The 21,257-nt window shown below is 53.7% G+C and carries 18 protein-coding genes and 1 pseudogene; 4 read left to right on the top strand and 15 right to left on the bottom strand.

All coding sequences use genetic code 11. The features are described 5' to 3' along the window. Positions 1-32: 32 nt before the first annotated feature. From arnF to arnB, 7 genes are read right to left on the bottom strand one after another with little or no spacing between them, the layout of a single operon-like run. Positions 33-431, bottom strand: coding sequence for a 4-amino-4-deoxy-L-arabinose-phosphoundecaprenol flippase subunit ArnF (arnF, locus tag Dpoa569_RS19360; protein ID WP_042873667.1), 399 nt, complete (start codon positions 429-431; stop codon positions 33-35). Further along, a complete protein-coding gene (gene arnE, locus Dpoa569_RS19355; RefSeq protein WP_050569523.1) occupies positions 428-769 on the bottom strand; it encodes a 4-amino-4-deoxy-L-arabinose-phosphoundecaprenol flippase subunit ArnE in 342 nt (113 codons plus the stop codon). The genes arnF and arnE overlap by 4 nt, the downstream gene beginning before the upstream one ends. Further along, positions 766-2,418 (bottom strand): lipid IV(A) 4-amino-4-deoxy-L-arabinosyltransferase, encoded by a 1,653-nt coding sequence (gene arnT, locus Dpoa569_RS19350; RefSeq protein ID WP_042873665.1) that lies wholly within the window; start codon positions 2,416-2,418, stop codon positions 766-768. The genes arnE and arnT overlap by 4 nt, the downstream gene beginning before the upstream one ends. Further along, complete coding sequence (arnD, locus tag Dpoa569_RS19345; protein WP_042873664.1) at positions 2,418-3,317, bottom strand: 4-deoxy-4-formamido-L-arabinose-phosphoundecaprenol deformylase; 900 nt, start codon at positions 3,315-3,317, stop codon at positions 2,418-2,420. The genes arnT and arnD overlap by 1 nt, the downstream gene beginning before the upstream one ends. Then, positions 3,314-5,305 carry a bifunctional UDP-4-amino-4-deoxy-L-arabinose formyltransferase/UDP-glucuronic acid oxidase ArnA gene (gene arnA / locus Dpoa569_RS19340; RefSeq protein ID WP_042873662.1) on the bottom strand — a complete coding sequence of 664 codons (1,992 nt, stop codon included), beginning with the start codon at positions 5,303-5,305 and terminating at the stop codon, positions 3,314-3,316. Before arnA ends, arnD begins: the two co-directional genes overlap by 4 nt. Then, positions 5,302-6,285 (bottom strand): undecaprenyl-phosphate 4-deoxy-4-formamido-L-arabinose transferase, encoded by a 984-nt coding sequence (arnC, locus tag Dpoa569_RS19335; protein WP_042873660.1) that lies wholly within the window; start codon positions 6,283-6,285, stop codon positions 5,302-5,304. The genes arnA and arnC overlap by 4 nt, the downstream gene beginning before the upstream one ends. Continuing rightward, the gene (gene arnB / locus Dpoa569_RS19330; RefSeq protein WP_042873658.1) at positions 6,285-7,427 is read right to left on the bottom strand and encodes a UDP-4-amino-4-deoxy-L-arabinose aminotransferase; all 1,143 of its coding nucleotides are present in this window, start codon (positions 7,425-7,427) and stop codon (positions 6,285-6,287) included. Before arnB ends, arnC begins: the two co-directional genes overlap by 1 nt. 1,692 nt (positions 7,428-9,119) lie before the next feature. On the opposite strand from arnB, the pseudogene aegA reads away from it, so the two are divergent. The 3 genes and pseudogenes from aegA (at position 9,120) to Dpoa569_RS19315 (ending at position 12,697) form a co-directional block, all read left to right on the top strand. Further along, positions 9,120-11,119, top strand: a pseudogene (aegA, locus tag Dpoa569_RS19325) (formate-dependent uric acid utilization protein AegA). A 14-nt stretch (positions 11,120-11,133) separates the two neighbouring features. Next, positions 11,134-11,667 carry a 4Fe-4S dicluster domain-containing protein gene (locus tag Dpoa569_RS19320; protein ID WP_042873656.1) on the top strand — a complete coding sequence of 178 codons (534 nt, stop codon included), beginning with the start codon at positions 11,134-11,136 and terminating at the stop codon, positions 11,665-11,667. Between the two features lie 289 nt (positions 11,668-11,956). Further along, positions 11,957-12,697, top strand: coding sequence for a 4'-phosphopantetheinyl transferase family protein (locus tag Dpoa569_RS19315; protein WP_146411688.1), 741 nt, complete (start codon positions 11,957-11,959; stop codon positions 12,695-12,697). A 68-nt stretch (positions 12,698-12,765) separates the two neighbouring features. Here the strand turns inward: Dpoa569_RS19315 and Dpoa569_RS19310 are convergent, their stop codons facing one another. Continuing rightward, positions 12,766-14,103, bottom strand: a complete 1,338-nt coding sequence (locus Dpoa569_RS19310) for an NCS2 family permease (RefSeq protein WP_042874133.1) — start codon at positions 14,101-14,103, stop codon at positions 12,766-12,768. A 273-nt stretch (positions 14,104-14,376) separates the two neighbouring features. Here Dpoa569_RS19310 and yieH point away from each other — a divergent pair, with 273 nt between their 5' ends. Beyond that, entirely contained in the window at positions 14,377-15,048 is a 672-nt protein-coding gene (gene yieH / locus Dpoa569_RS19305) for a 6-phosphogluconate phosphatase (RefSeq protein WP_042873651.1), read from the top strand. A gap of 4 nt (positions 15,049-15,052) precedes the next feature. Here yieH and Dpoa569_RS19300 read toward each other — a convergent pair whose 3' ends face one another. From Dpoa569_RS19300 to pstC, 7 genes are all read right to left on the bottom strand, one after another. Then, positions 15,053-15,811, bottom strand: a complete 759-nt coding sequence (locus tag Dpoa569_RS19300; RefSeq protein ID WP_042873648.1) for an amino acid ABC transporter permease — start codon at positions 15,809-15,811, stop codon at positions 15,053-15,055. Position 15,812: 1 nt separating this feature from the next. Further along, a complete protein-coding gene (locus Dpoa569_RS19295) occupies positions 15,813-16,559 on the bottom strand; it encodes an amino acid ABC transporter permease (protein ID WP_050569522.1) in 747 nt (248 codons plus the stop codon). A gap of 101 nt (positions 16,560-16,660) precedes the next feature. Next, positions 16,661-17,497 (bottom strand): ABC transporter substrate-binding protein, encoded by an 837-nt coding sequence (locus Dpoa569_RS19290; protein WP_146411685.1) that lies wholly within the window; start codon positions 17,495-17,497, stop codon positions 16,661-16,663. A 237-nt stretch (positions 17,498-17,734) separates the two neighbouring features. Next, positions 17,735-18,466: a phosphate signaling complex protein PhoU gene (gene phoU / locus Dpoa569_RS19285; RefSeq protein ID WP_042873645.1), complete on the bottom strand. Its 732-nt coding sequence runs from the start codon at positions 18,464-18,466 to the stop codon at positions 17,735-17,737. A 13-nt stretch (positions 18,467-18,479) separates the two neighbouring features. Then, a complete protein-coding gene (gene pstB / locus Dpoa569_RS19280; protein WP_042873643.1) occupies positions 18,480-19,256 on the bottom strand; it encodes a phosphate ABC transporter ATP-binding protein PstB in 777 nt (258 codons plus the stop codon). A 67-nt stretch (positions 19,257-19,323) separates the two neighbouring features. Beyond that, a complete protein-coding gene (gene pstA, locus Dpoa569_RS19275) occupies positions 19,324-20,211 on the bottom strand; it encodes a phosphate ABC transporter permease PstA (RefSeq protein WP_042873642.1) in 888 nt (295 codons plus the stop codon). Further along, on the bottom strand, positions 20,211-21,191 hold the full coding sequence (gene pstC / locus Dpoa569_RS19270; RefSeq protein WP_146411682.1) for a phosphate ABC transporter permease PstC: 981 nt from the start codon (positions 21,189-21,191) through the stop codon (positions 20,211-20,213). Before pstC ends, pstA begins: the two co-directional genes overlap by 1 nt. Positions 21,192-21,257 lie beyond the last annotated feature (66 nt).

The raw sequence follows: 21,257 nt of genomic DNA, 5'->3' as shown, positions 1-21,257 counted from the left end.
ACTGGCGCCCGGCATCACATTTCAGGCAATCTTCAAGATTCGTCTTCCAGACGCGAGGCTTGCCGGCTACATACCAGCCATACGCCAGCAATAATTAACGCGATAGCCAGCAGCTTGCCGGTACTAAACGTATCGGGAAAGACAGGCAACGCCACCGCCAGTCCCCAGACCAGCACATAACTGAGGCTCAGCAATGGGTACGCCCGACTTAGCGGTAGAAAACGCAGGGCGTTAAACCAGCTCAGCATAGAAAAAGCATACGCCGCCAGCCCAACCAACACCGCTGATGCTGCAATAGGCAACACCAGCATAGCGAACATAAACGGCAGCGGTTCCGTCAGTGAGGGTAACTGAGACATCCCCCATTTCATCGACAATTGTGCTGCACTGACCAGCACCACACTCAACAACGCCCATCCATAGCCTTTCACGAACTTCCTCCCATCAATATGACACCAACCACAATCAGCACAATGCCGACCGACTGGCGCAGGCTAATGGCTTCCTGCCATAGCCAACGTGCCGCCAGCGCTACCAGAATAAAATTCAGGCTCAGCATCGGATAGGCCACGCTCACCGCCACTCGCTGTAGCACCGCCAGCCATATCACCATCGCCAGACCCAACAGCAGCAGGCTGACCCCCATCCACAATAAAATATGAGTGCGACGTGAGCGATGGCCGCCCTGCCAACTGGCGGCCTGTTTCTGGCTAAGCTGACCAGCGCAGGTCAATAAACTGACCAGTAGAATCAGCAGGTAATTAATCATTGCTGACGGTACCACAGCAAGGCGATACGCCCTTTCCTGTCAGTGTAATCCGCTGGCGGTACTCCGGTGATCGGATCAGTTTCCGAAGAGAAAATCAGCACCAGCGATACATTGCCTTCACGGCGGTGCGCTGCCAGCCAATCGGCAAAGGCTTCGGCAGACACCTTGCGATTAGCGCTGTCTGGATACGATAAACCATATTCCAGTTCACCTGAATTGTCGTACATCAGAATATCGCTGCGTTTTTGTTCCCAGGCGATAGCGGAAGCTATGCCCACGCTGTCTGCCAGAATATAGCGACTCTGAGAGAGCTGTGATGTTACGCTACGCACAAACCACTGTGGATTCTTGGTTTCCATTACCCGTTCAGGGATTGCCATACCCACGAGCAACGCAATGCCCAGTGGGCAAACGGCAGCCCAGTGCCAGCGAGTCGCCGAATGGCGCGATGTCCACCAGCCGATCAGCCCCCAGAAAAGAAACGCCACGACACCCAACACTACCTTGGCGCTTTCCTGTGGCTGATAGAGTGGGCGATGCGACAATCCCCACGGTGCCAGCACCAATCCCACTATTAATGCGCACAGCACACCCACCGCCAGATTGATCCAGCCGTTGATGGTTAGCACACGCGGGCTTAGCAAGGTGGTGGCGCGTCTGGCTATCAGGATCGCCAGCGGCGCGAAGCAAGGCAGAATGTAAGTCGGTAGTTTCCCTTTGGCGATGCTGAAAAACAGGAATGGCATCACTACCCAACCCAGCAGATAGAATGCACCGCTTTGCTGACGTCGCTCACGCCAGCCTTGCAGCAGTGACGACGGCAGCAACGCCAGCCACGGCAGTACGCCTGCGATTAACACCGGCAGGTAGTACCAGAACGGCGCTTTGTGCTGGGCATTTTTGGAATCGGCGAAGCGCTGAATATGTTCAACCCAGAAGAAATAGTGCCAGAAATCCGGTTGCTGACGCGCTACGGCCAGCGCCCACGGTAGCGACACCACTACCGCACTGATAATCGCCAGCAGGCCGTAAAGCAGCACCTCTTTCCAGCGCCGCTCCAGCGTGACCCATGGCAGCACGGCAATCACCGGCACTGCCAGCGCCAGAAAGCCCTTGGTCATGAAGCCCATGCCGCATACCGCACCCAATAGCAAATAGCCGCCGACCTTGCTGGTGCGAGTGGTAGCCTGTGCGGCTCCCCAGAAGCTGCACATCGCCGCCGCCAGCCACAGCGTGACGATAGGGTCGAGCACGGCATAGGTACCGATGCCGTAAACCAAAAAACAGCTCAGGTAGATAGCCATCGCCAGCAGTGAGGTACGCCGTTGTTGCCACAATCGCTGAGTCAGCCAGTAAATCAGCGCTGCTGTGAGCAAAATGGAGAACACTGAACCGGCGCGCACGCCAGCGTTATTGTCTCCCAGCAGCCACTGGCCGATGTTATTCACCCAGTAACCGGCTATCGGTTTTTCAAAATAGCGAATTCCCAGAAAATGTGGGGCAATCCAGTTGCCGCCTGCCAGCATTTCCCGGCTGATTTCCGCGTAGCGGGTTTCATCCGGTTGCCATAATAAGCGGCCATTGAGGGGAATGAAGTAGTAGAGCAGTAACAACGCCAGCCATAGCGTTGTTTGACGTGCGTATTTCATCAGGCCGCCTCCACGGTCTGCTGACATCCCAACCAGCCATCGCGTCCGGCGAGGGAACCCCGCACCACGCGTCCGACCGGCAATGTAGTGGTGTCGTCCGGCAGCAATTCACTGAGCGGACAAAAACGAATACCTTCCTGTTCCGCCAGCGCCAACAGTTCGCTGAACTGATCGCTCATCACAATCCCTTCTACTTCGGCATGGATGGTATAGACCGGCGTTCCCTTATCCTGATGAATTTTATCCAGAATATAGCGGTTGAAGTCGGCAGCGCTGGTTTCCCGGCCAACTGCCTCATCCCAGGTGGGAAGTGTGACTGGAATCTGTACCGTACCTGTGCTGCCGTCGTTGAGCAGTGGGCGGAACGGCGCGGTGCCGCGACAATCGCTGTTGTAGCGAAAGCCAAACTGCTGTTTGGCTTCTACCGCGGTTTGGTCCGCGCGCCAGCCGGCCACTGCCGAGCACATCACCGGTTCGCCGGTAATCGACTGTAACGCTTCGTAGGCCAACCGGATCTGCTGTTCCATTTTTGCCTGATCCCACACCCCGGCCCAGGTTTGCCAGGCGAAATGATCCCAGGCGTGCAGTCCCACTTCGTGTCGTCGGGATGCGGCGAGGATAGGGTCTGGTAAGCCGCGGCCAATCACTCTGCCCGGCCAGGCGGTGCCTGCCAACAGGATATCCCAGCCATACAGCGATGCTGCGCGTGAGCGCAGCATCTTCCATAAAAACACTGGGCGGATAAGGCGCCAGAGATGGCGCCCCATGTTGTCAGGTCCGACACTGAAGAAAAAGCTGGCCCGGACGCCATAGACGTCCAGCAACTCCAGCAGGCGGGGCACCCCCACCCGCGTGCCGCGCCAGGTATCAACGTCGATCCGTAACCCTACTTTTCTCATTCGCTGTCCTGACTGAATCGGCCGGTTTCAACGGTCTGGAGGAAGAAGTCCAGGGTTTCCGCCACGGTTTTTTCCATCTCGATGGTCGGCTGCCAGTGCAACAGGCGCTTGGCGTTGCGGATGCTGGGCTTACGATGCTCCACATCCTGATAGCCTTTACCGTAGTAGCTGCTGCTTTCTACTTCGCGGAAACCGGCGAACGGCGGGAACTGACTACGCAGTGGATGTTTCTCGAAGCTCTCCAGCAGCATTTCCGCCAGCTGACGAATGCTCGCTTCGTTTTCCGGGTTACCGATGTTGATGATCTGACCGTCGCACTTGCCATCTTTATTTTCGATGATGCGGAACAGCGCTTCGATACCGTCTTTGATGTCGGTAAAGCAGCGTTTCTGACGACCACCGTCCACCAGTTTGATCGGCGAACCTTCCACCAGATTCAGGATCAACTGGGTGATAGCGCGGGAACTGCCGATACGCGCGGCGTTCAGGTTGTCCAGACGCGGTCCCATCCAGTTAAACGGGCGGAACAGGGTGAAACGCAGCCCTTCTTTTTCGCCGTAAGCCCAGATAACGCGGTCCAACAGCTGTTTAGATACCGAGTAAATCCAACGCTGTTTATTGATAGGCCCGACGATCAGGTTAGAGTTGTCTTCGTCGAACACCGGATCGGTACACATGCCGTACACCTCGGAGGTGGACGGGAAAATGATGCGTTTTTTGTACTTCACGCAGTCACGGATGGTTTTCAGGTTTTCTTCGAAATCCAGCTCGAACACACGCAGCGGGTTGCGGGTATATTCGATAGGCGTGGCAATCGCCACCAGCGGCAGCACCACGTCGCATTTCTTGATGTGGTATTCGATCCACTCTGAGTGAATGCTGATGTCCCCTTCCACGAAGTGGAAACGCGGGTTGTCGAGGAAACGTTCGATGGCATCGGAACTGATGTCTAGACCGAATACTTCGTAGTTGTCTTCCTGCAACAGACGCTCAGTCAGGTGGTTGCCGATAAAGCCGTTCACACCGAGAATCAGCACACGGGTACGGCGTTTAACACTCACCACCGGCGAGTTGTTGAGAATCGCGCCGGTCACCAGACCCAGGCTTTGAGCCAGTTGTGCGCCTTGCAGATAAATACCGTTGTCGCCCTGACCGGTGACAATCTCCAGCGCATCGCTGCCGCAAGCAACCACTAACGGTGAGGTGCTCAGTACGGTGCCTGGCTTGGCGGCGGCAAAGTCAGTACGTACTTTCGCCTGCCAGATGATGAACTTGCTGGTACCGACAAAGCTGAACGCGCCCGGCCACGGCTCGGTGACCGCACGCGCCAGGTTGTACAGCGCACGCGCCGGTTTCTGCCATTCAATACGGCCATCTTCCGGAGTACGACGGCCCACATAGGTGGCCTGGCTCTCATCTTGCGCAATATCATTCGCTTTACCTGCCGCGATAGCAGGCAGGTTGTCTTTCAGCAACTGCTCAGCAACATCACGCAGCTTGCGATGCAGGCTCAGCGCAGTATCGTTCTCGTCGATGGTCACACGCTGCTGCGCCACAATATTGCCGGCATCAGCGCGAGCCACCATGCGGTGCAGGGTGACGCCGGTTTCGGTTTCGCCATTGACCAGCGCCCAGTTCAGCGGCGCCCGGCCACGATAACGCGGCAGCAGCGAACCGTGCAGGTTGTAAGCGCCATGCGCCGCGCTTTGCAAAATGGCATCGCTCAGCAGGTGACGATAATAGAAGGAAAAAATCACGTCCGGCGACATCGCGGCGATGCGCTCCACCCACAGCGGGTGGTTGACGTCTTCAGGCGCGAATACCGGGATACCCAGCTCCGCTGCGGTACGGGCTACCGATCCAAAAAACTGATTTTCCGCGGGATTATCCGCGTGGGTAAACACCGCTTCTACGGTATAACCCGCAGCCACCAACGCGCGGAGTCCCACGCAGCCGAAATCATGATAGGCAAAAACAACAGCTTTCATTCTTCATTGTCCTGTTCAGAAAATCGTGGATCATTGCCAACAATACGTTGAATAAAATAACGGGGACGCGCACGGACATCGTTGTAGATCCGTCCGATGTATTCCCCAAGCAGCCCCATGCCGACGAACTGGGCGCCGATAAAGGAAAACAGCACGGCAAACAGTGTAAACACGCCGTCCGCCGCCCAGGCTGCGCCGAAAAACAGACGCATCAGAATCAACAACAGCGCCAGCGTGAAACCGGAAATCGCAATGACGCTGCCCACCACGCTCAACAACCGCAGCGGCGTGGTGGTCAGGCAGGTCACCAGGTCGTACATCAGGTTGATAAGCTTCATCAGGCTGTATTTGGAATCGCCAAATTCACGCTCGGAATGACGCACCAGAATTTCGGTGGTGCGGCGGGCGAAGGTATTGGCGAGAATCGGGATAAAGGTACTGCGCTCATGGCAGTGCAGCATCGCGTCGATAATATGACGGCGATAGGCGCGCAGCATACAGCCGTAGTCGTTCATGGCTTTACCGGTAGTGCGCTGGATCAGGTGGTTAATCATGCGGGATGCGGTTTTGCGAAACCAGCTGTCCTGACGATTCTCACGGATGGTGCCCACCACGTCGTACCCTTGCTCCGCCGCGCTCACCAGCCGGGGAATCTCTTCCGGTGGGTTTTGCAGGTCGGCATCCAGCGTGATGATAAGATCACCCGACACATGGCTGAACCCGGCCATAATCGCCGAATGCTGCCCATAGTTACGATTGAGGATCACCGCCACCACATGGCTGCCCGGTGCTTGCGCTGCTTCGGTCAGCAACGCAGCCGAATTGTCGCTACTGCCGTCATCCACCAGCAGGATTTCATAATCCTGGCTCAGTTGCTCACAGGCGGTGGTAGTACGACGAATCAGTTCCGGCAGGCTTTCCTGCTCGTTGAAGACCGGGATCACCACCGAGACTTTATTAATTGCTTCCATGTCTGACATCAGCGTTTCCCCGCCAGTTCAGTTAATGCGTCCACTACCCGGTCCACATCCTCATCATGCATATCCGGGAACAGCGGCAGGGAGCAGATTCGCGCCGAGTTCCAGTCAGTATTCGGCAGATGCAGATTGGTGAAACGTTCACGGTAATATTTCTGGGTATGAGCAGCACGGAAATGCAGGCCGGTGCCGATATTACGTTCTTTTAACGCTTGCATCAGCCCGTCACGGTCGATGCCACAACGTGCTTCATCCACCCGGATGATAAACAGGTGCCAGGCGTGCTGATGTGGCCATGACGGCAATGACAGTGGCTGGAACGGCAGTGACGCCAGTTTTTGCAGATAACGTTGGGCCAGCGCTTCACGACGGGCGTTGTTAGCGGCCAGCTTGTTCAGTTGCACCAGAGCAATGGCGGCATTGATGTCCGGCAGGTTGTACTTGAAGCCCGGCGATACCACTTCCGCTTGTGGCGCGCGCCCTTGCACCATACGGTCGAACGCGTCTACGGCCAGTCCATGGAACTTCAGGCTGCGAATGCGGTTGGCGAGCGCGTCGTCGTCCGTTACCACCAGACCGCCTTCAGCGCAGGTCACGTTTTTGATGGCGTGGAAGGAGAAAATCGCCGTACCTTCGCCGCCGACGTGACGGCCACGATAGTAGGTGCCAGCAGCGTGGGCGGCATCTTCAATCACCGGGATGCCGTGACGACGGCCAATATCACGAATAGCGTCAATATCTGCCGGCGCACCAGCGTAGTGAACCGGGATAATCGCTTTGGTTCGGGGCGTAATGGCCGCTTCAATCACTTCTGGCGTCACCATCAGGTTATCTCGGTCCACATCCACCATCACCGGCTCGGCACCGAGCAGCACAATCATGTTCAGGGTGGAAACCCAGGTCAGCGATGGCGTGATGACCTCATCACCTGCGCCAATCCCCAATGCCATCAGGGTGACATGCATACCGCCGGTCGCAGAACTGACGGCAATCGCATGTTTTGCACCGGTCAGTGCAGCAAATTGTTGTTCCAGTTCCTGATTTTTGGGGCCAGTAGTAATCCATCCGGAACGAAGAACCTGCTCGACCGCGGCAAGTTCTTCCTCACCTAACGCGGGGCGTGAGAAAGGTAGAAAATCAGCCATGTAAAAATTCACTCTCAGGTTAAATCGATGGTTGTTGGTGTGGCGAGATTAATGCTTTATACCCGTCATATTTCAAGTTGCAGGTGCGCTGGCCGCATTACAACGTTCGTCACTCACCTTGCCCTAAGGGGCTAACGCGTTGCGTTGTTCAACATGCGAACGTCGTGTTCTGCCACGCGAATGATGTCGGGCCTTACGCTCAGGTAGCATCGCTGTCCCGCCATCGGAGTCGGATTTGAGAATAAATACGTCAGGGGAAACCACTCCTTTAGTCCTTGCGAAGCATCATGTAGAAAAGCAATTATGACAAGCCGTTAATAATATCACCCCTCTGACCGTTAGCAGACGAGCATAACAAAGATTTTTTAATTAAGTATTAAAATGCTTCTTTTCAACCGATGTTCAATCCGCAAGGCTGATATTCAATCTGCAATAAAGAGTAGCAAGCTATGTTTAAACCCATCATCAATAAAAACGGAGTTGAGCTTTGATGCACACAAAACCTAAACGGTATATAAACGCATAAGAAGTAATATTTTTTTGTGATAAAAATCACAATGACATCAAAACAAAACAATAATTACTATTTGTTTCAATATGACTAATGATCATCAAAATAGAAATAACTTTTATAATCTAATTCAATAAACTATTTTACTTGTTATTTCTCACCTCGGCAGAGCACTTACTATTCGCTTCACCTACTACTCGCTTCACCCACTGCTCAATCCGGCTTACTTCAGGGGCGAACCAGGTTTCTTGTGTCAAAACTGGCTGTGCCAATGACATCTATTTGAATGGTTCTTAATTCATGAGAATGACTTACTCCTGTCAACAAACACGTTGATAGATTCCGAAGCGTTCGAGTGGCGGAGCAAAACATTTGCATATTAAACAACGCAACGCGTTGGTCGCTTCAAGCAGTGTTCAATTCTGCTCCCGGCAGCCTTGTCGTTCACCCAAATTACTTACCTGAGTAGCTCATCAGGGTGAAATGAGAGACATCCTGTCTTTCACCGGAGGAGACGTTGGCTGGTCAAATTCGTTCCCAACGAATTTGTCACACTCTTGCTGCGTTACAAGGCTTATATGATCTTTGTCCTGAAGGCCAGCTCGTTGGGTTGTTCAAAACGCAAAGTGTTTTATCCTGCAACTCAAATTATTTAGGGTATATATTCTTTAATTATGATTAACAAATCATAGTCAGGTTTTCTGATATGACAACCGAACGTAATGTCTTGAACTATAAATACAGGATAAACGTTATCGGTATCATGTTGATTGATATTTTTATTGAAAAGCCAATGTTTTCCCTTTCAGGTTGCAATTTTATTTTTTGATAACTGCATGAAAAGTTTTGATTATTTTTAACTCGCTTTATCTGTTCTATATCAAGATTCACATCGGCTTGAGTCGCTAGGATAAACCTCAGTAACTGAGGGGATTGTTATTTTTTCCTGACGAGACAGGTAGCAGCCCCCTTCCAAAATCACTTTCTGAGTGACCCGCTCAGGCTGCTTTCGTCACTTTTCGCCCGCACGGCAAGTCATTTCGGCGCAACGCAGCCTGCCATCACAACAGACACTCCTCATTAATTAAGTGAGTACACACCTACTTTGTTCGATGAGGGGGCATCTGAAAATGACTGGCGGGTCATATATACACCCAATGTGGTACATGTCGGGAGAAGATATGAATCAGTTTGTTATCGCAAATGCAAAGGATTGTATTGGCTGTGATGCCTGCGAGATTGCCTGCGTGATTTCCCATAATCACGGGCGTTATCCGGAAAACAGGGACGATTTTCTCCCCCGGATAAGGGTGTTTCATCTGGGAGAACACAATATCGCAGTGACCTGCCGCCACTGTGAAGATTCTCCTTGCGCGAAAGTGTGTCCCACGCAGGCGCTGGTCAGAAAACAGGGCGGCATTCAACTGGTTGCTGAAAAGTGTATCGGCTGTAAAACCTGTGTGCTGGCGTGTCCGTTTGGCGCGATTACCGTCAAAAAGCAGGCTAAAGGTGCCGCCGCCCACAAATGCGATCTTTGCAGTGGTCGTCCGGAAGGACCGGCTTGCGTGGAGGCGTGTCCAACTCAGGCGCTTCAACTTGTAAGTGAACACTCACTAGAAAAGCAGCGTCAGGAGAAACAACAGCGTATGGCACAAACCGCCATAACGGATACGTCAACGTCGCGCGCGGTCCCTACGTTTGCCGAAATAGCGTGTCACCCGCTGGATAAGCATAAAAACTGGCCGCGCCGGGATGCGGTGAAAAAATCGCTGGAAGAACGCGTGACCACTTTTGGCGAGATCTATCACGGCTTCAGCGCTGAACACACCCACGATCAGGCCAGCCGTTGCCTGCATTGCAGCCAGCACGCCGTCTGTGAATGGACCTGCCCGTTGCATAATAACATTCCCGCCTTGCTGCAACTGGTGCAGCAAGGACGCATTCTCGATGCTGTCGAACTGTCGAACTGTCGCACCGTACCAGCAGCTTGCCGGAAGTCTGTGGCCGGGTCTGCCCGCAGGATAGGTTATGCGAAGGTGCCTGCACGCTAGGCAAAGGTTACGGTGCTGTGACTGTGGGCAACATTGAGCGCTATATCACCGATACCGCGATGAGCATGGGCTGGCAGCCGGATCTCAGCCAGGTTAAGCCCACCGGCAAGCGGGCTGCCATCATCGGTGCCGGCCCCGCTGGACTGGCTTGTGCCGATGTGCTGGCACGCCACGGCGTACAAGCGGTGGTATTTGACCGGCACCCTGAAATTGGCGGGTTGCTGACCTTCGGTATTCCGACCTTCAAGCTGGACAAGTCAGTGCTGAGTCGGCGTCGGGAAATCTTCAGCGCTATGGGGATCGAGTTCCGTCTTAATACCGAAGTGGGAACGGATATTAGTATGGCGCAGTTGCTGGCAGAATTTGACACTCTGTTTGTTGGCGTAGGGACGTATGGTTCCATGAAAGCCGGTCTGGAAAACGAAGACGCTCCCGGCGTATACGACGCGCTGCCGTTCCTGATAGCCAACACTAAGCGGGTAATGGGGCTGCCTGAATTGCCCAATGAGCCTTATGTGTCGATGCAGGGTAAGCGTGTGCTGGTGCTGGGCGGCGGTGACACCGCGATGGATTGCCTGCGCACCTCGATTCGTCAGGGGGCGGTGTCGGTCACCTGCGCCTATCGCCGTGATGAAGCCAATATGCCGGGTTCACGTAAAGAAGTAAAAAATGCCCGCGAAGAAGGCGTGGAGTTTCTGTTCAATGTTCAACCGCTCAAGATTTGCCTGAATGATGACGGAGAGGTCTGCGGAGTCAGCCTGATTCGTACCGAAATGGGCGAACCGGACGCCAGCGGTCGCCGTCGGCCAAAACCGGTGGCTGGTTCTGAATTCGTGCAGCCTGCTGAGGCGGTGATCACGGCGTTCGGTTTCCAGACACACAACATGCCATGGTTGCAGGACGCCCATATCGAGCTGGATCGCTGGGGCTGCATTATGACGACTAAACCTGGCGACAAGCACCCCTGCCAGACTAGCCATCCGCAGGTATTCGCGGGTGGGGATGTGGTGCGCGGCGCTGATCTGGTAGTTACCGCCATTGCTGATGGTCGTAAAGCGGCACAAGGTATGCTGCGGGTGATGGGGCTGGAGTGTCAGGATATGTCGCTGCCGGTCAGCGCCGTTGTTTAGCTGGAGAATTGGTCATGAATCAGTTTGTTATTGCAGACGCCGCCAAATGCATTGGTTGTCGCACCTGCGAGATCGCCTGTGCTGTTGCTCATGTGGGCGGCAACCAACAAAAACTGCATAAATCGCATTTTTTTCCGCGCCTAAAAGTAATTAAAAATGCTAACGTGAGTACACCCGTGCTGTGCCATCAGTGCGAAAATGCACCCTGCGCCAGGGCCTGTCCGCATGATGCGCTGGTGCAACATCAAAACAGTATTCAGGTGATAGCGTCACGGTGTATTGGCTGTAAAAGTTGCGTAATCGCTTGTCCGTTCGGTGCCATCAATGTGGTGACGCACGCATTCGGTGATGAGACGTCTGCCCCATCGCTATCAGGCAGTGAAGTCCATAAATGCGACCTTTGCATCGGCGTTGCGGATAGTCCATCTTGTGTACGCGTGTGTCCGACATCGGCGTTAACACTGGTTACGCCGCAGGCACTGACCGAGCAGGTTCAGGAAAAGCAGCAACGTTCCGCATGGAATCAGGCGGATATCTGTTTACGCTAATGCCTTTTTGCCCGTGATGCCGGGATGCGTTCGCGGGCAAGCTATACACCATCGCTACTAATATGATGTGATATCAGCTAGATTTTGTTTCAAATAAAATTAAATCAGTTTTAATAAAAAGTGCTTTTTGACGTATTCTGCTCGAACAGTGATAATTATCGACGATTCATCCGCCAGTTTCTCTTTGGTGCGGATATTTATCTGACCATTTGCGTCGGAAATAAACTTCACAGAACAGCTATTCTGCTAAAAATTATTAAGTTTTTTTCGTTGGTATCATGGAGTGAATATGACCTGTCATTTCGTCAGGTGGGCAAGCACGGAAGCGTTACCCGATCTGCAGCGGTTATCGGATGACCTGATTACATCTACACACAGTTTTTCTGTAAAGCGCCGTGAGCGTTATCTGAAGAGCCGTGCGCTGCTGGCAGAAATGATGTTTTATTTTTTTGGTTATCCGGTACTTCCGCCACTCATGGTTTCGCCAAACGGCAGGCCCTGCTTTGTTGATCCGCATCTGCCCGATTTCAGCCTTGGCTACGCAGGAAATACTATCGCAATCCTGCTTAGTGAAGAGGGTAAAGTGGGGATGGATGTGGAAATTATCCGTGTCTGGAATCGTGAAATGCCGGCGCATTTACAAACGCAGACCCATGCGGAAAAAGCCTGGATAGACGCCCAGCTCGACCCGCTGGAAGCGGCTACCCAGTTGTGTACCATTCGTCAGTCGGTACTGAAAATTCCGGGTTTTAATGTTGGCGGCCCGGAATCCCTAAAACTGCATCCGGCTTCAGGCCGTTTGCGGTCACGGCATATTCCGGATGTGGCGGTAATCAGCGATATTGATGATTACCTGGCCTGGGCGTGCGCCCATACCCCTCGCCTCGACCGACTGGTGATGTGGAATTACACCTCGGCCTACGGTATGCGAAAATCTGGCGAAATCGTCCAACAGCAGCGTCAATCGAGGCGCTATATCAAACTCAGCAGCCACCCGACGGAACAGGCTTCTTCGCAATATGCGATGTAGCGATAGAAAAGCGGAAAGAAAACAGGAAGCCAGTGATAACGAGCCGGGTAGCCCCGGCTCGTTGGTGATTAGTGAGCGTCCACAAACACGATTTTTAACAGGAACAGCACTGCCACCACGATTACGCACGGGCTGATGTCGCGCCAGCGACCCGTCGCTGCTTTCATTACCGCGTAGGAAATGAAGCCCAGTGCGATACCTTCGGTAATCGAGAAGGTGAACGGCATCATCACGGCAGTGACGAACGCCGGCACGGATTCAGTCAGGTCATCCCAGTTAACGCGCGCCAGGCTGGCCGTCATCAGCACACCAACATAAATCAACGCACCCGCGGCTGCATAGGCCGGCACCATCCCTGCCAGCGGCGACAGAAACATCACCAGCAGGAACAGAAGCCCTACGACTACTGCCGTCAGGCCGGTACGACCACCGATGGAAACACCAGAGGAACTTTCGATGTAGGCCGTCACGGATGAAGTACCGATGAATGAACCCGCCACCGAGCTGATGCTATCCACATACAGTGCCTGTTTCATCTGTGGAAATTTACCCTGAGCATCGACCAGACCGGCTTTGTCGGTCACACCAATCAGGGTGCCGGAAGAGTCAAACAGGTTTACCAGCATGAAGGAGAATATTACCCCGGACAGGCCCAGATTCAGCGACCCGGCCAGATCCACCTGACCTACGACATTACTGACGCTCGGCGGCATAGCGAATACGCCAGAGAATTTTACATCTCCCAGCAACGTACCCAGCAAGGTGGTTACCGCGATGGAGATCAGTACCGCCGCATGAATGTTACGCGATGCCAGCACCACGATGATGAAAAAGCCCAGCGCGCCCAGCAGTACACTATGCGAGGTCAGCTTGCCGACTGATACCAGCGTTTCTGGATTCGGTACGATAATACCGGCATTTTTCAGGCCGATCATGGCAATAAACAGACCAATACCGCTGGCAATGCCTAAGCGTAAACTGAGCGGGATATTGGCGATCATCCAGTAACGAACCTGGAATACCGTCAACAGCAGGAATCCTACCGAACCCCAGAAAATAGCGCCCATTGCTACCTGCCACGGCAGGCCCATGGTACCCACCACCACAAAAGCGAAAAAGGCGTTCAGGCCCATCGCAGGTGCCAGCGCCACCGGCAGGTTAGCCAACAGCCCCATGAAAATACTACCAAAAGCGGCAATCAGACAGGTGGTGACAAACACCGCTTTGGTGTCCATTCCGGCTGCGCCCAGAATTTGCGGGTTAACGAAAACGATATACACCATCGTCAGGAAGGTGGTGAACCCGGCAATGGTTTCGGTACGAGCGGTGGTGCCGTGCTGCTTCAGTTTAAACACACGATCCAGCAGCCCCTGCTCAGCAGCGGAACCAGACTGAGATTTATCCATGATAAATGACCCAAAGAAGAAGAAAGGAAAAATAATCGCCCGGTATCCTATACCAAAATGCGCAGTAGTTAACGCGTCAGCGCGCTTTTTTTTCCAGCGATAACAATTTTCTATATCTCCTGCCTGTTCGCTGCGTTTTCGTCTCACTTCCTGATGGGAAAACGTTTGTTTACTACAGAGAGCGTGAGCAGTCGGCCCCTCGTTTCTGCAAATATCGCTTTCTGCTGTCAGTCAGGTAAAGTGGGGATTTCGTCCCCTGACAAGAGAACGTCTATGTTCCGGATTGAATGCATATTTTTCGACTGTGACGGCACGCTGGTTGATAGCGAAGTCATCTGCTGCCAGGCTTACGTCAATATTTTTGTGCCTTACGGTGTGCAGTTGCCGCTCAATGAGGTGATCAAAAGCTTTAAAGGCATGAAGCTTTACGACATTATCGAGCGCATCAGCGAGCGTTTTGGCCTGACGGTGTCTATGGAGCAGATGGAGCGCCATTTTCGTCAGGAAGTGGCGCGGCTTTTCGAGCTGTCGCTACAGCCGATTCCTGGCGTAAAAGAGGTGTTGGTTGCGTTGCAGATGCCTAAAGCTGTGGTGTCTAACGGTCCGGTCAGCAAAATGCAGCATTCATTGGGGTTGACCGGTTTGCTGCCGTTCTTTGGCGAGCACCTGTATAGCGGCTACGATATCGGCAAATGGAAACCGGACCCGGCGTTGCTGCATTATGCCGCTCAGCAGATGGGCGTCATGCTGGAAAACTGCATTCTGGTGGAAGATTCCGTCTCTGGCACGCAGGCCGGGATTGCTGCCGGCATTCCGGTGTTCTACTACTGCGCCGACGAACATAATGCCCCAATCCACCACCCATTGGTGACGATGTTCCATGACATGGCGCAGCTACCGGTGTTGTGGCAGGCCCGCGGTTGGACGTTGACGACCGCCGCCTAATCAATCAGGCGACTTCTCGCAACGGGGATTCTGGTACGCATGTCGCCCGTCGTCGCCCCAATAGCCAACGACGGGTGGGTTGCGGCCCAGCGTGAAAACGCCGACTGACACCCTGCGCCAGCAAATCCAGCGACAGACAAAAAATAAAATAGATCAACGCGATGAACAGAAACACTTCTGTCGGATAGACCATGCTGCGGTTATTAACCTGCGTTGCCAGAAACGTCAGCTCGCCCACACCGACAATGTAAGCCAGCGATGTGTCTTTAATCAGGGAAATCCACTGATTGATGAACGATGGCACCATCATGCGCAGTGCCTGCGGCAGTACGATGTACCACAGTGTTTGCCAGCGCCCTAATCCGAGTGACATCCCCGCCTGCCACTGACCCAGACCTATCGCCATGATGCCCGCTTTTACGCCATGCGCCAGATAAGCCGACGCGATCAGCGCCAGCGCGCACACCACCGTCGTGATTTCGGGAATATCGACGCCAAACACCATAGGCAGAAGAAAGTAAGTCCAGAAAATCAGCATGATCACCGGAATTGCCCGGAAAAAGCCCAGCACCACGGTCAGTAATCCGCCAGCCCAGCCGCGCAACATCGCCAGCGCGACCCCCAGCAATGTTCCCAATATTGCCGAGATAAGCCCGGCCATCAGGCTGAGCGCCAACGTCAACGCTGCGCCCCCCAACGGGCCATCAGGATAGGTGCCCCACATCAGGTAGCTAAAATTGTCGAGAATGATTGAAAAATCCATCTCAATGCCCCCTGACTGGCTGCCGATGCTGGCGCCACTGCCCCCACGCTTCCAGCAGGGCAATCACCGCGATGTAAAGCACCGTTGCAACGCCAAACGCCTGAAAGGTGCGCAGCGTTTCCGTTTCCACCTGCCGGGAGGCGTAAGACAGCTCCGCCACGCCGATGGCCATCGCCAGCGATGAGTTTTTGACAACGTTCATATACTGACCCAGTAACGGCGGCAGCGCGATACGCAACGCCTGCGGCAGTACCACATAGCGCATCGCCTGCCAGCCGGTTAGTCCCAACGCAAAGGCAGCATACTTCTGGCCACGCGCCACACCAGCGATACCCGCACGAACCTCTTCAGCGATAAACGCAGCGGAATACAGCGTCAGGCCAAATAATCCGGTCAGGAACTCAAACGACGGCACACTCAGCCCGATAAACGGTATGTCATGCGAGCGATTAAGCCACTGCATCACCCCATCTGGCAGCAATTGTGCCGCGCCGAAATACCAGAAAAACAATTGCACCAGCAGCGGGGTATTACGAAACAACACGCAATACGCGATCACCGGCCAGCGTAACCACCGCGTACGGCTGTCTCGACCAGCGGCCAGTATGAGTCCTGTCAGTGTTGCCAGCACCACGGTAGCAGTAGCAATACCCAGTGTGACCTGAAACCCCTGCCACAGCCATTGCAGATACTGAGGTGCCAGCAGCCAGTCGGTCAGCCATTGTTGGAAAGATTGAGCAGTCATCATCAGCAAGAAAGCCGCCTCCGGGATACGGCCAGAGGCGAATCATCATCAGGTAAGAAATCAGGGATATCATCATCGGACAGCGAATACTGTCGCCACGGGTTTTAAGCCTTGGGCTGTTGTTCCAGCGGCGCAATCCTGAAGTCATCACGCGGCTGGGCGGACGGCGTTTGCGGCCCGAACCAACGGTTATAAATCTTCACGGCATCCCCCTGTTTTTCCAGATTCAGCAGGATATCGTTTACTTTCTGCGTCAGGCGATCTTCCCCTTTCGGAAGGCCGATACCTTGATACTCTTTGGTGATGCTAAACGGAGAAATTTCAAAATCGGCTTTCTGCTCCGCCGCCAGGTTGCCCAACAGCCCGACCAGTTTGGCATCATCCTGCGTGATAGCCTGCACGTTGCCGTTACGCAACGCGGCGAACGCCAGCGGGGTATCGTCGTAGGAAATCACTTTCGCAGTCGGGTAATGTTCACGCAGGGTGATTTCCTGAACGGTGCCTTTATCAGCGCCAATGCGCAGGTTTTTAAGATCATCCGGCGTTTTCAACACGCCTTTGTGGGCGATGAATTTTTGCCCGGTAGCAAAATAGGGCACACTGAAATTGACTTGTTTAGCACGCTCATCGGTGATGGTGAAGTTGGCGGCGATCAGGTCTACTTTTTTCGACGTCAGCAATGGAATACGGTTAGCCGGGTTGGTAGCACGCAGCTCCACCTTGACGCCCAGCGCGTTGCCGATGGCTTGCGCGACATCGACATCGTAGCCCACCAGTTTTTTGCTTTGCGGATCGACATAACCAAACGGCGGATTGCTGTCGAATACCGCGACTTTCACTACGCCGGCTTTCTGGATGTCATCCAGCTTGTCAGCCTGCGCGTTACCCGCCAGAGAAACCAATCCTGCCAGAAGAGAAAATGCCAAAAGAGATTTTTTCATCTTTTTATTCGCCTGTAGCTGCTGTTCATAAAGAATGATGAGTGAGTAACCACTTGTTAATTCAATGAATGCAGGCTAGCAGCAGCTACGGCGCGCCGGAAATAACATAAACACCCATAATATGAACTTATGTTATATCCGGTCAGTGGCCATTCCGGTGACAGCAACGGCGACACCGCGTTACCAATGACAACGCCCCGAAAACGGGGCGTTGAGGGGGGCGGCAACGGACCAACCTTATTCCGGTTTGGCGTCGTCTTTTTGCGCCAGCATTTTTTCCAGCGCGTCGCCGCCCAGATGACGGAAGTCCTGGCCTTTGACGAAGTAGAAAATGAACTCGCAGATGTTCTGGCAACGGTCGCCAATACGCTCGATGGAACGAGCGCAGAACAGTGCGGTCAGTACGCTGGGAATGGTGCGGGAGTCTTCCATCATGTGAGTCATTAACTGACGCACAATGCCTTCGTACTCTTTATCCACCTTCTTGTCTTCCATGTAGATACGTTTGGCTTCATCCAGGTCCATACGCGCAAACGCATCCAGCACATCATGCAGCATCTGTATGGTGTGATTACCCAGTGATTCCAGGCTCACCAGCAGCGGCTGATGCTGATGGGAGAATTTCTCCAGCGCGGTGCGGCAGATTTTGTCCGCCACATCACCAATACGCTCCAGCTCGGAAATGGTCTTGATGATCGCCATGACCAGACGCAGGTCACTGGCGGTAGGCTGGCGCTTGGCAATGATGCGCACGCACGCCTCGTCAATGCTCACTTCCATCATGTTGACTTTGGCGTCGCCTTCGATCACACGCTGCGCCAGTTCCGCGTCCTGATTATGCATGGCAGTGATGGCGTCAGTCAGTTGCTGTTCCACCAGCCCGCCCATGGTCATCACTTGGGTACGGATACTTTCCAGCTCGGCATTAAACTGACCGGAAATATGTTTGTTTAGATTAAGATTTTCCATGATACTCCCGTAATCAACCGTAACGACCGGTGATGTAATCTTCGGTCTGTTTCTGCCGTGGCGCGGTAAACAGGGTGTCGGTATCGCTGAACTCGATCAGCTCGCCGAGATACATAAACGCCGTATGGTCGGAACAACGCGCCGCCTGTTGCATGTTATGCGTCACGATCACCACGGTATAGTCTTTCTTTAGTTCAGAAATCAGCTCTTCAATGCGACCGGTGGAAATCGGGTCCAGCGCCGAACAAGGTTCATCCAGCAGCAACACATCCGGACGAATGGCGATGCCGCGTGCAATACACAGACGTTGCTGTTGGCCGCCGGACAAGCTGTAACCGCTTTGGTGCAGTTTATCTTTGGTTTCCTGCCATAATGCCGCCTTAGTCAGCGCCCACTGTACGCGCTCGTCCATTTCTGCACGCGACAGTTTTTCGAACAACTTCACCCCAAAGGCGATATTGTCGTAGATAGACATCGGGAACGGGGTTGGCTTCTGGAACACCATGCCCACTTTGGCGCGCAGCAGCGCGATATCCTGGTTATCGGTCAGGATGTTGTTGCCATCGAGCAGGATATCGCCTTCGGCGCGTTGCTCTGGATAAAGCTGATACATTTTATTCAGGGTACGCAGCAAGGTGGACTTGCCGCATCCGGACGGCCCGATAAATGCCGTTACCTGATTTTTGGCAATATCCAACGTGATGTTTTTCAGCGCATGAAATTTTCCGTAATAGAAGTTCAGATTGCGCACCTGAATTTTGCTGGTGGATGTCTCTGTGACCATACTCATCAAGACTTCTCTCTTCTGGCGAACACCGTGTGCACGACGTTCGGATATTCATTTAATGTGGCGATGTTTAATGTTTATTTTTGGCAAACAGCACGCGTGCCAGAATGTTTAGCAACAGCACGCACAGCGTGATCAGCAGTACCCCAGCCCATGCCAGACCTTGCCATTCCTTGAACGGACTCATGGCGAACTTAAAAATGGTAACCGGCAGGTTGGCAATGGGATGCATCATGTCCGTGCTCCAGAACTGATTCGACAGCGAGGTAAACAGCAATGGCGCGGTTTCCCCAGCGATACGCGCCACCGCCAGCAGCACCCCGGTGATGATGCCGGATACTGAAGCCTTCAGGGTAATGGCTGAGATCATCTTCCATTTCGGCGTCCCCAGCGCATAAGCCGCTTCGCGCAGGCTATCCGGCACCAGTTTCAGCATGTTCTCGGTGGTGCGAATCACGATAGGCACCTGCAACAGCGCCAGCGCAATCACTCCCGCCCAGCCGGAAAAGTGCTCCATTTTCGCCACCACCAGCGTGTAGACGAACAACCCCACCACAATCGATGGCGCCGACAACAGAATGTCGTTAATAAAGCGGATCACTTCAGCGATCAGCGATTTACGGCCATATTCCGCCAGATAAACGCCCGCCAGAATCCCCAGCGGCGTGCCAAACAGCGTCGCCCACAGAATCAGCAAGCCGCTGCCGACAATCGCGTTAGCCAGACCCCCCCCCGCCGTATTGGGCGGCGGCGTCATTTCGGTAAACAGCGACATCGACATGCCGTCTAAACCTTTAGTCACGGTGGACATCAGAATCCACACCAGCCAGAACAGGCCAAACGCCATGGTCAGCATCGACAGAAATAACGCGATGCGGTTTTTCTGTCTGCGCCAGGCTTGCATCTTGCGGCGGGTTTCCTGCATGTCGGAACGGTTTTCAATGCTAATGCTTGCCATCAGCGTGCTCCTTCATTTTTTGCCAGACGCATGATCATCAGCTTGGAACAAGCCAGCACGATAAAGGTAATCACAAACAGGATCAGGCCCAGCTCCATCAATGCCGCGGTATGCAGTCCGGAGTCAGCTTCGGCAAATTCGTTGGCCAGCGCAGAGGTGATGCTGTTGCCCGGCATATAGAGTGAGAAACTGTCGAGTTGATAGGTGTTGCCGATGATGAAGGTTACTGCCATGGTTTCGCCCAACGCCCGGCCCAAGCCCAGCATAATCCCGCCGATGACGCCATTTTTAGTAAACGGCAGCACGATATGCCAGATAACTTCCCAGGTGGTACAACCGATGCCGTAAGCCGATTCTTTCATCATGACCGGCGTCTGCTCGAAGACATCACGCATTACCGCCGCAATGTAGGGGATTATCATGATAGCCAGAATCACCCCGGCAGCCAGAATGCCGATGCCGAACGCCGGCCCGGAAAATAGCGTGCCGAGCAGGGGAATACTGGAAAGCACATTGCCTACCGGCTGCTGGAAATAGGTGGCAAACAGCGGAGCGAATACGAACAACCCCCACATGCCGTAGACGATACTGGGGATGGCGGCCAGCAGTTCAATCGCTACGCCAAGCGGACGTTTCAGCCAGCCTGGTGCCAGTTCCGTCAGGAACAATGCGATACCAAAGCTGATGGGGATGGCAATAATCAGTGCGATCAGCGAGGTGACGAGGGTGCCGTAAATCGGTACCAGCGCCCCGAATTGCTTTGCGGGCACATCCCATTCTTTGGTCCACAGAAAGGAAAAACCAAACGTCTTAATGCTTGGCCAGGAAGCAAAAATCAGGGAAACGATAATTCCGCCCAGCAGCAGTAACGTCAACAGGGCCGCTAGTCTGACCAGCGCCCCGAAGAGAATGTCACCCTGTTTTCCTGGTGGTGTAATATTTCTTTCCACAGGTGTATTAGTTGGCTTGTGTTCAGCCATACGTCTCTCTTCTTTCAGATAACTGCGTCTTTTCGATAATGAGGACGGCTCTAATCAGTATCAGAG

The sequence above is a fragment of the Dickeya poaceiphila genome (assembly GCF_007858975.2).
GTDB lineage: Bacteria > Pseudomonadota > Gammaproteobacteria > Enterobacterales > Enterobacteriaceae > Dickeya > Dickeya poaceiphila.
Note: the sequence above shows the minus strand (reverse complement) of the source record. Positions and strands in the feature narration are given on the sequence as shown.

Bases quoted from the DNA above. Each gene is read 5' to 3' on its own strand.
- phoU (WP_042873645.1), bottom strand. From the start codon at position 18,466: ATGGAAAATCTTAATCTAAACAAACATATTTCCGGTCAGTTTAATGCC.
- Dpoa569_RS19300 (WP_042873648.1), bottom strand. From the start codon at position 15,811: ATGGATTTTTCAATCATTCTCGACAATTTTAGCTACCTGATGTGGGGC.
- arnB (WP_042873658.1), bottom strand. From the start codon at position 7,427: ATGGCTGATTTTCTACCTTTCTCACGCCCCGCGTTAGGTGAGGAAGAA.
- pstB (WP_042873643.1), bottom strand. From the start codon at position 19,256: ATGAGTATGGTCACAGAGACATCCACCAGCAAAATTCAGGTGCGCAAT.
- Dpoa569_RS19315 (WP_146411688.1), top strand. From the start codon at position 11,957: ATGACCTGTCATTTCGTCAGGTGGGCAAGCACGGAAGCGTTACCCGAT.
- Dpoa569_RS19290 (WP_146411685.1), bottom strand. From the start codon at position 17,497: ATGAAAAAATCTCTTTTGGCATTTTCTCTTCTGGCAGGATTGGTTTCT.
- arnE (WP_050569523.1), bottom strand. From the start codon at position 769: ATGATTAATTACCTGCTGATTCTACTGGTCAGTTTATTGACCTGCGCT.
- pstA (WP_042873642.1), bottom strand. From the start codon at position 20,211: ATGGCAAGCATTAGCATTGAAAACCGTTCCGACATGCAGGAAACCCGC.
- Dpoa569_RS19295 (WP_050569522.1), bottom strand. From the start codon at position 16,559: ATGATGACTGCTCAATCTTTCCAACAATGGCTGACCGACTGGCTGCTG.
- arnD (WP_042873664.1), bottom strand. From the start codon at position 3,317: ATGAGAAAAGTAGGGTTACGGATCGACGTTGATACCTGGCGCGGCACG.
- arnT (WP_042873665.1), bottom strand. From the start codon at position 2,418: ATGAAATACGCACGTCAAACAACGCTATGGCTGGCGTTGTTACTGCTC.
- pstC (WP_146411682.1), bottom strand. From the start codon at position 21,191: ATGGCTGAACACAAGCCAACTAATACACCTGTGGAAAGAAATATTACA.
- arnC (WP_042873660.1), bottom strand. From the start codon at position 6,285: ATGTCAGACATGGAAGCAATTAATAAAGTCTCGGTGGTGATCCCGGTC.
- arnA (WP_042873662.1), bottom strand. From the start codon at position 5,305: ATGAAAGCTGTTGTTTTTGCCTATCATGATTTCGGCTGCGTGGGACTC.
- yieH (WP_042873651.1), top strand. From the start codon at position 14,377: ATGTTCCGGATTGAATGCATATTTTTCGACTGTGACGGCACGCTGGTT.
- Dpoa569_RS19310 (WP_042874133.1), bottom strand. From the start codon at position 14,103: ATGGATAAATCTCAGTCTGGTTCCGCTGCTGAGCAGGGGCTGCTGGAT.
- Dpoa569_RS19320 (WP_042873656.1), top strand. From the start codon at position 11,134: ATGAATCAGTTTGTTATTGCAGACGCCGCCAAATGCATTGGTTGTCGC.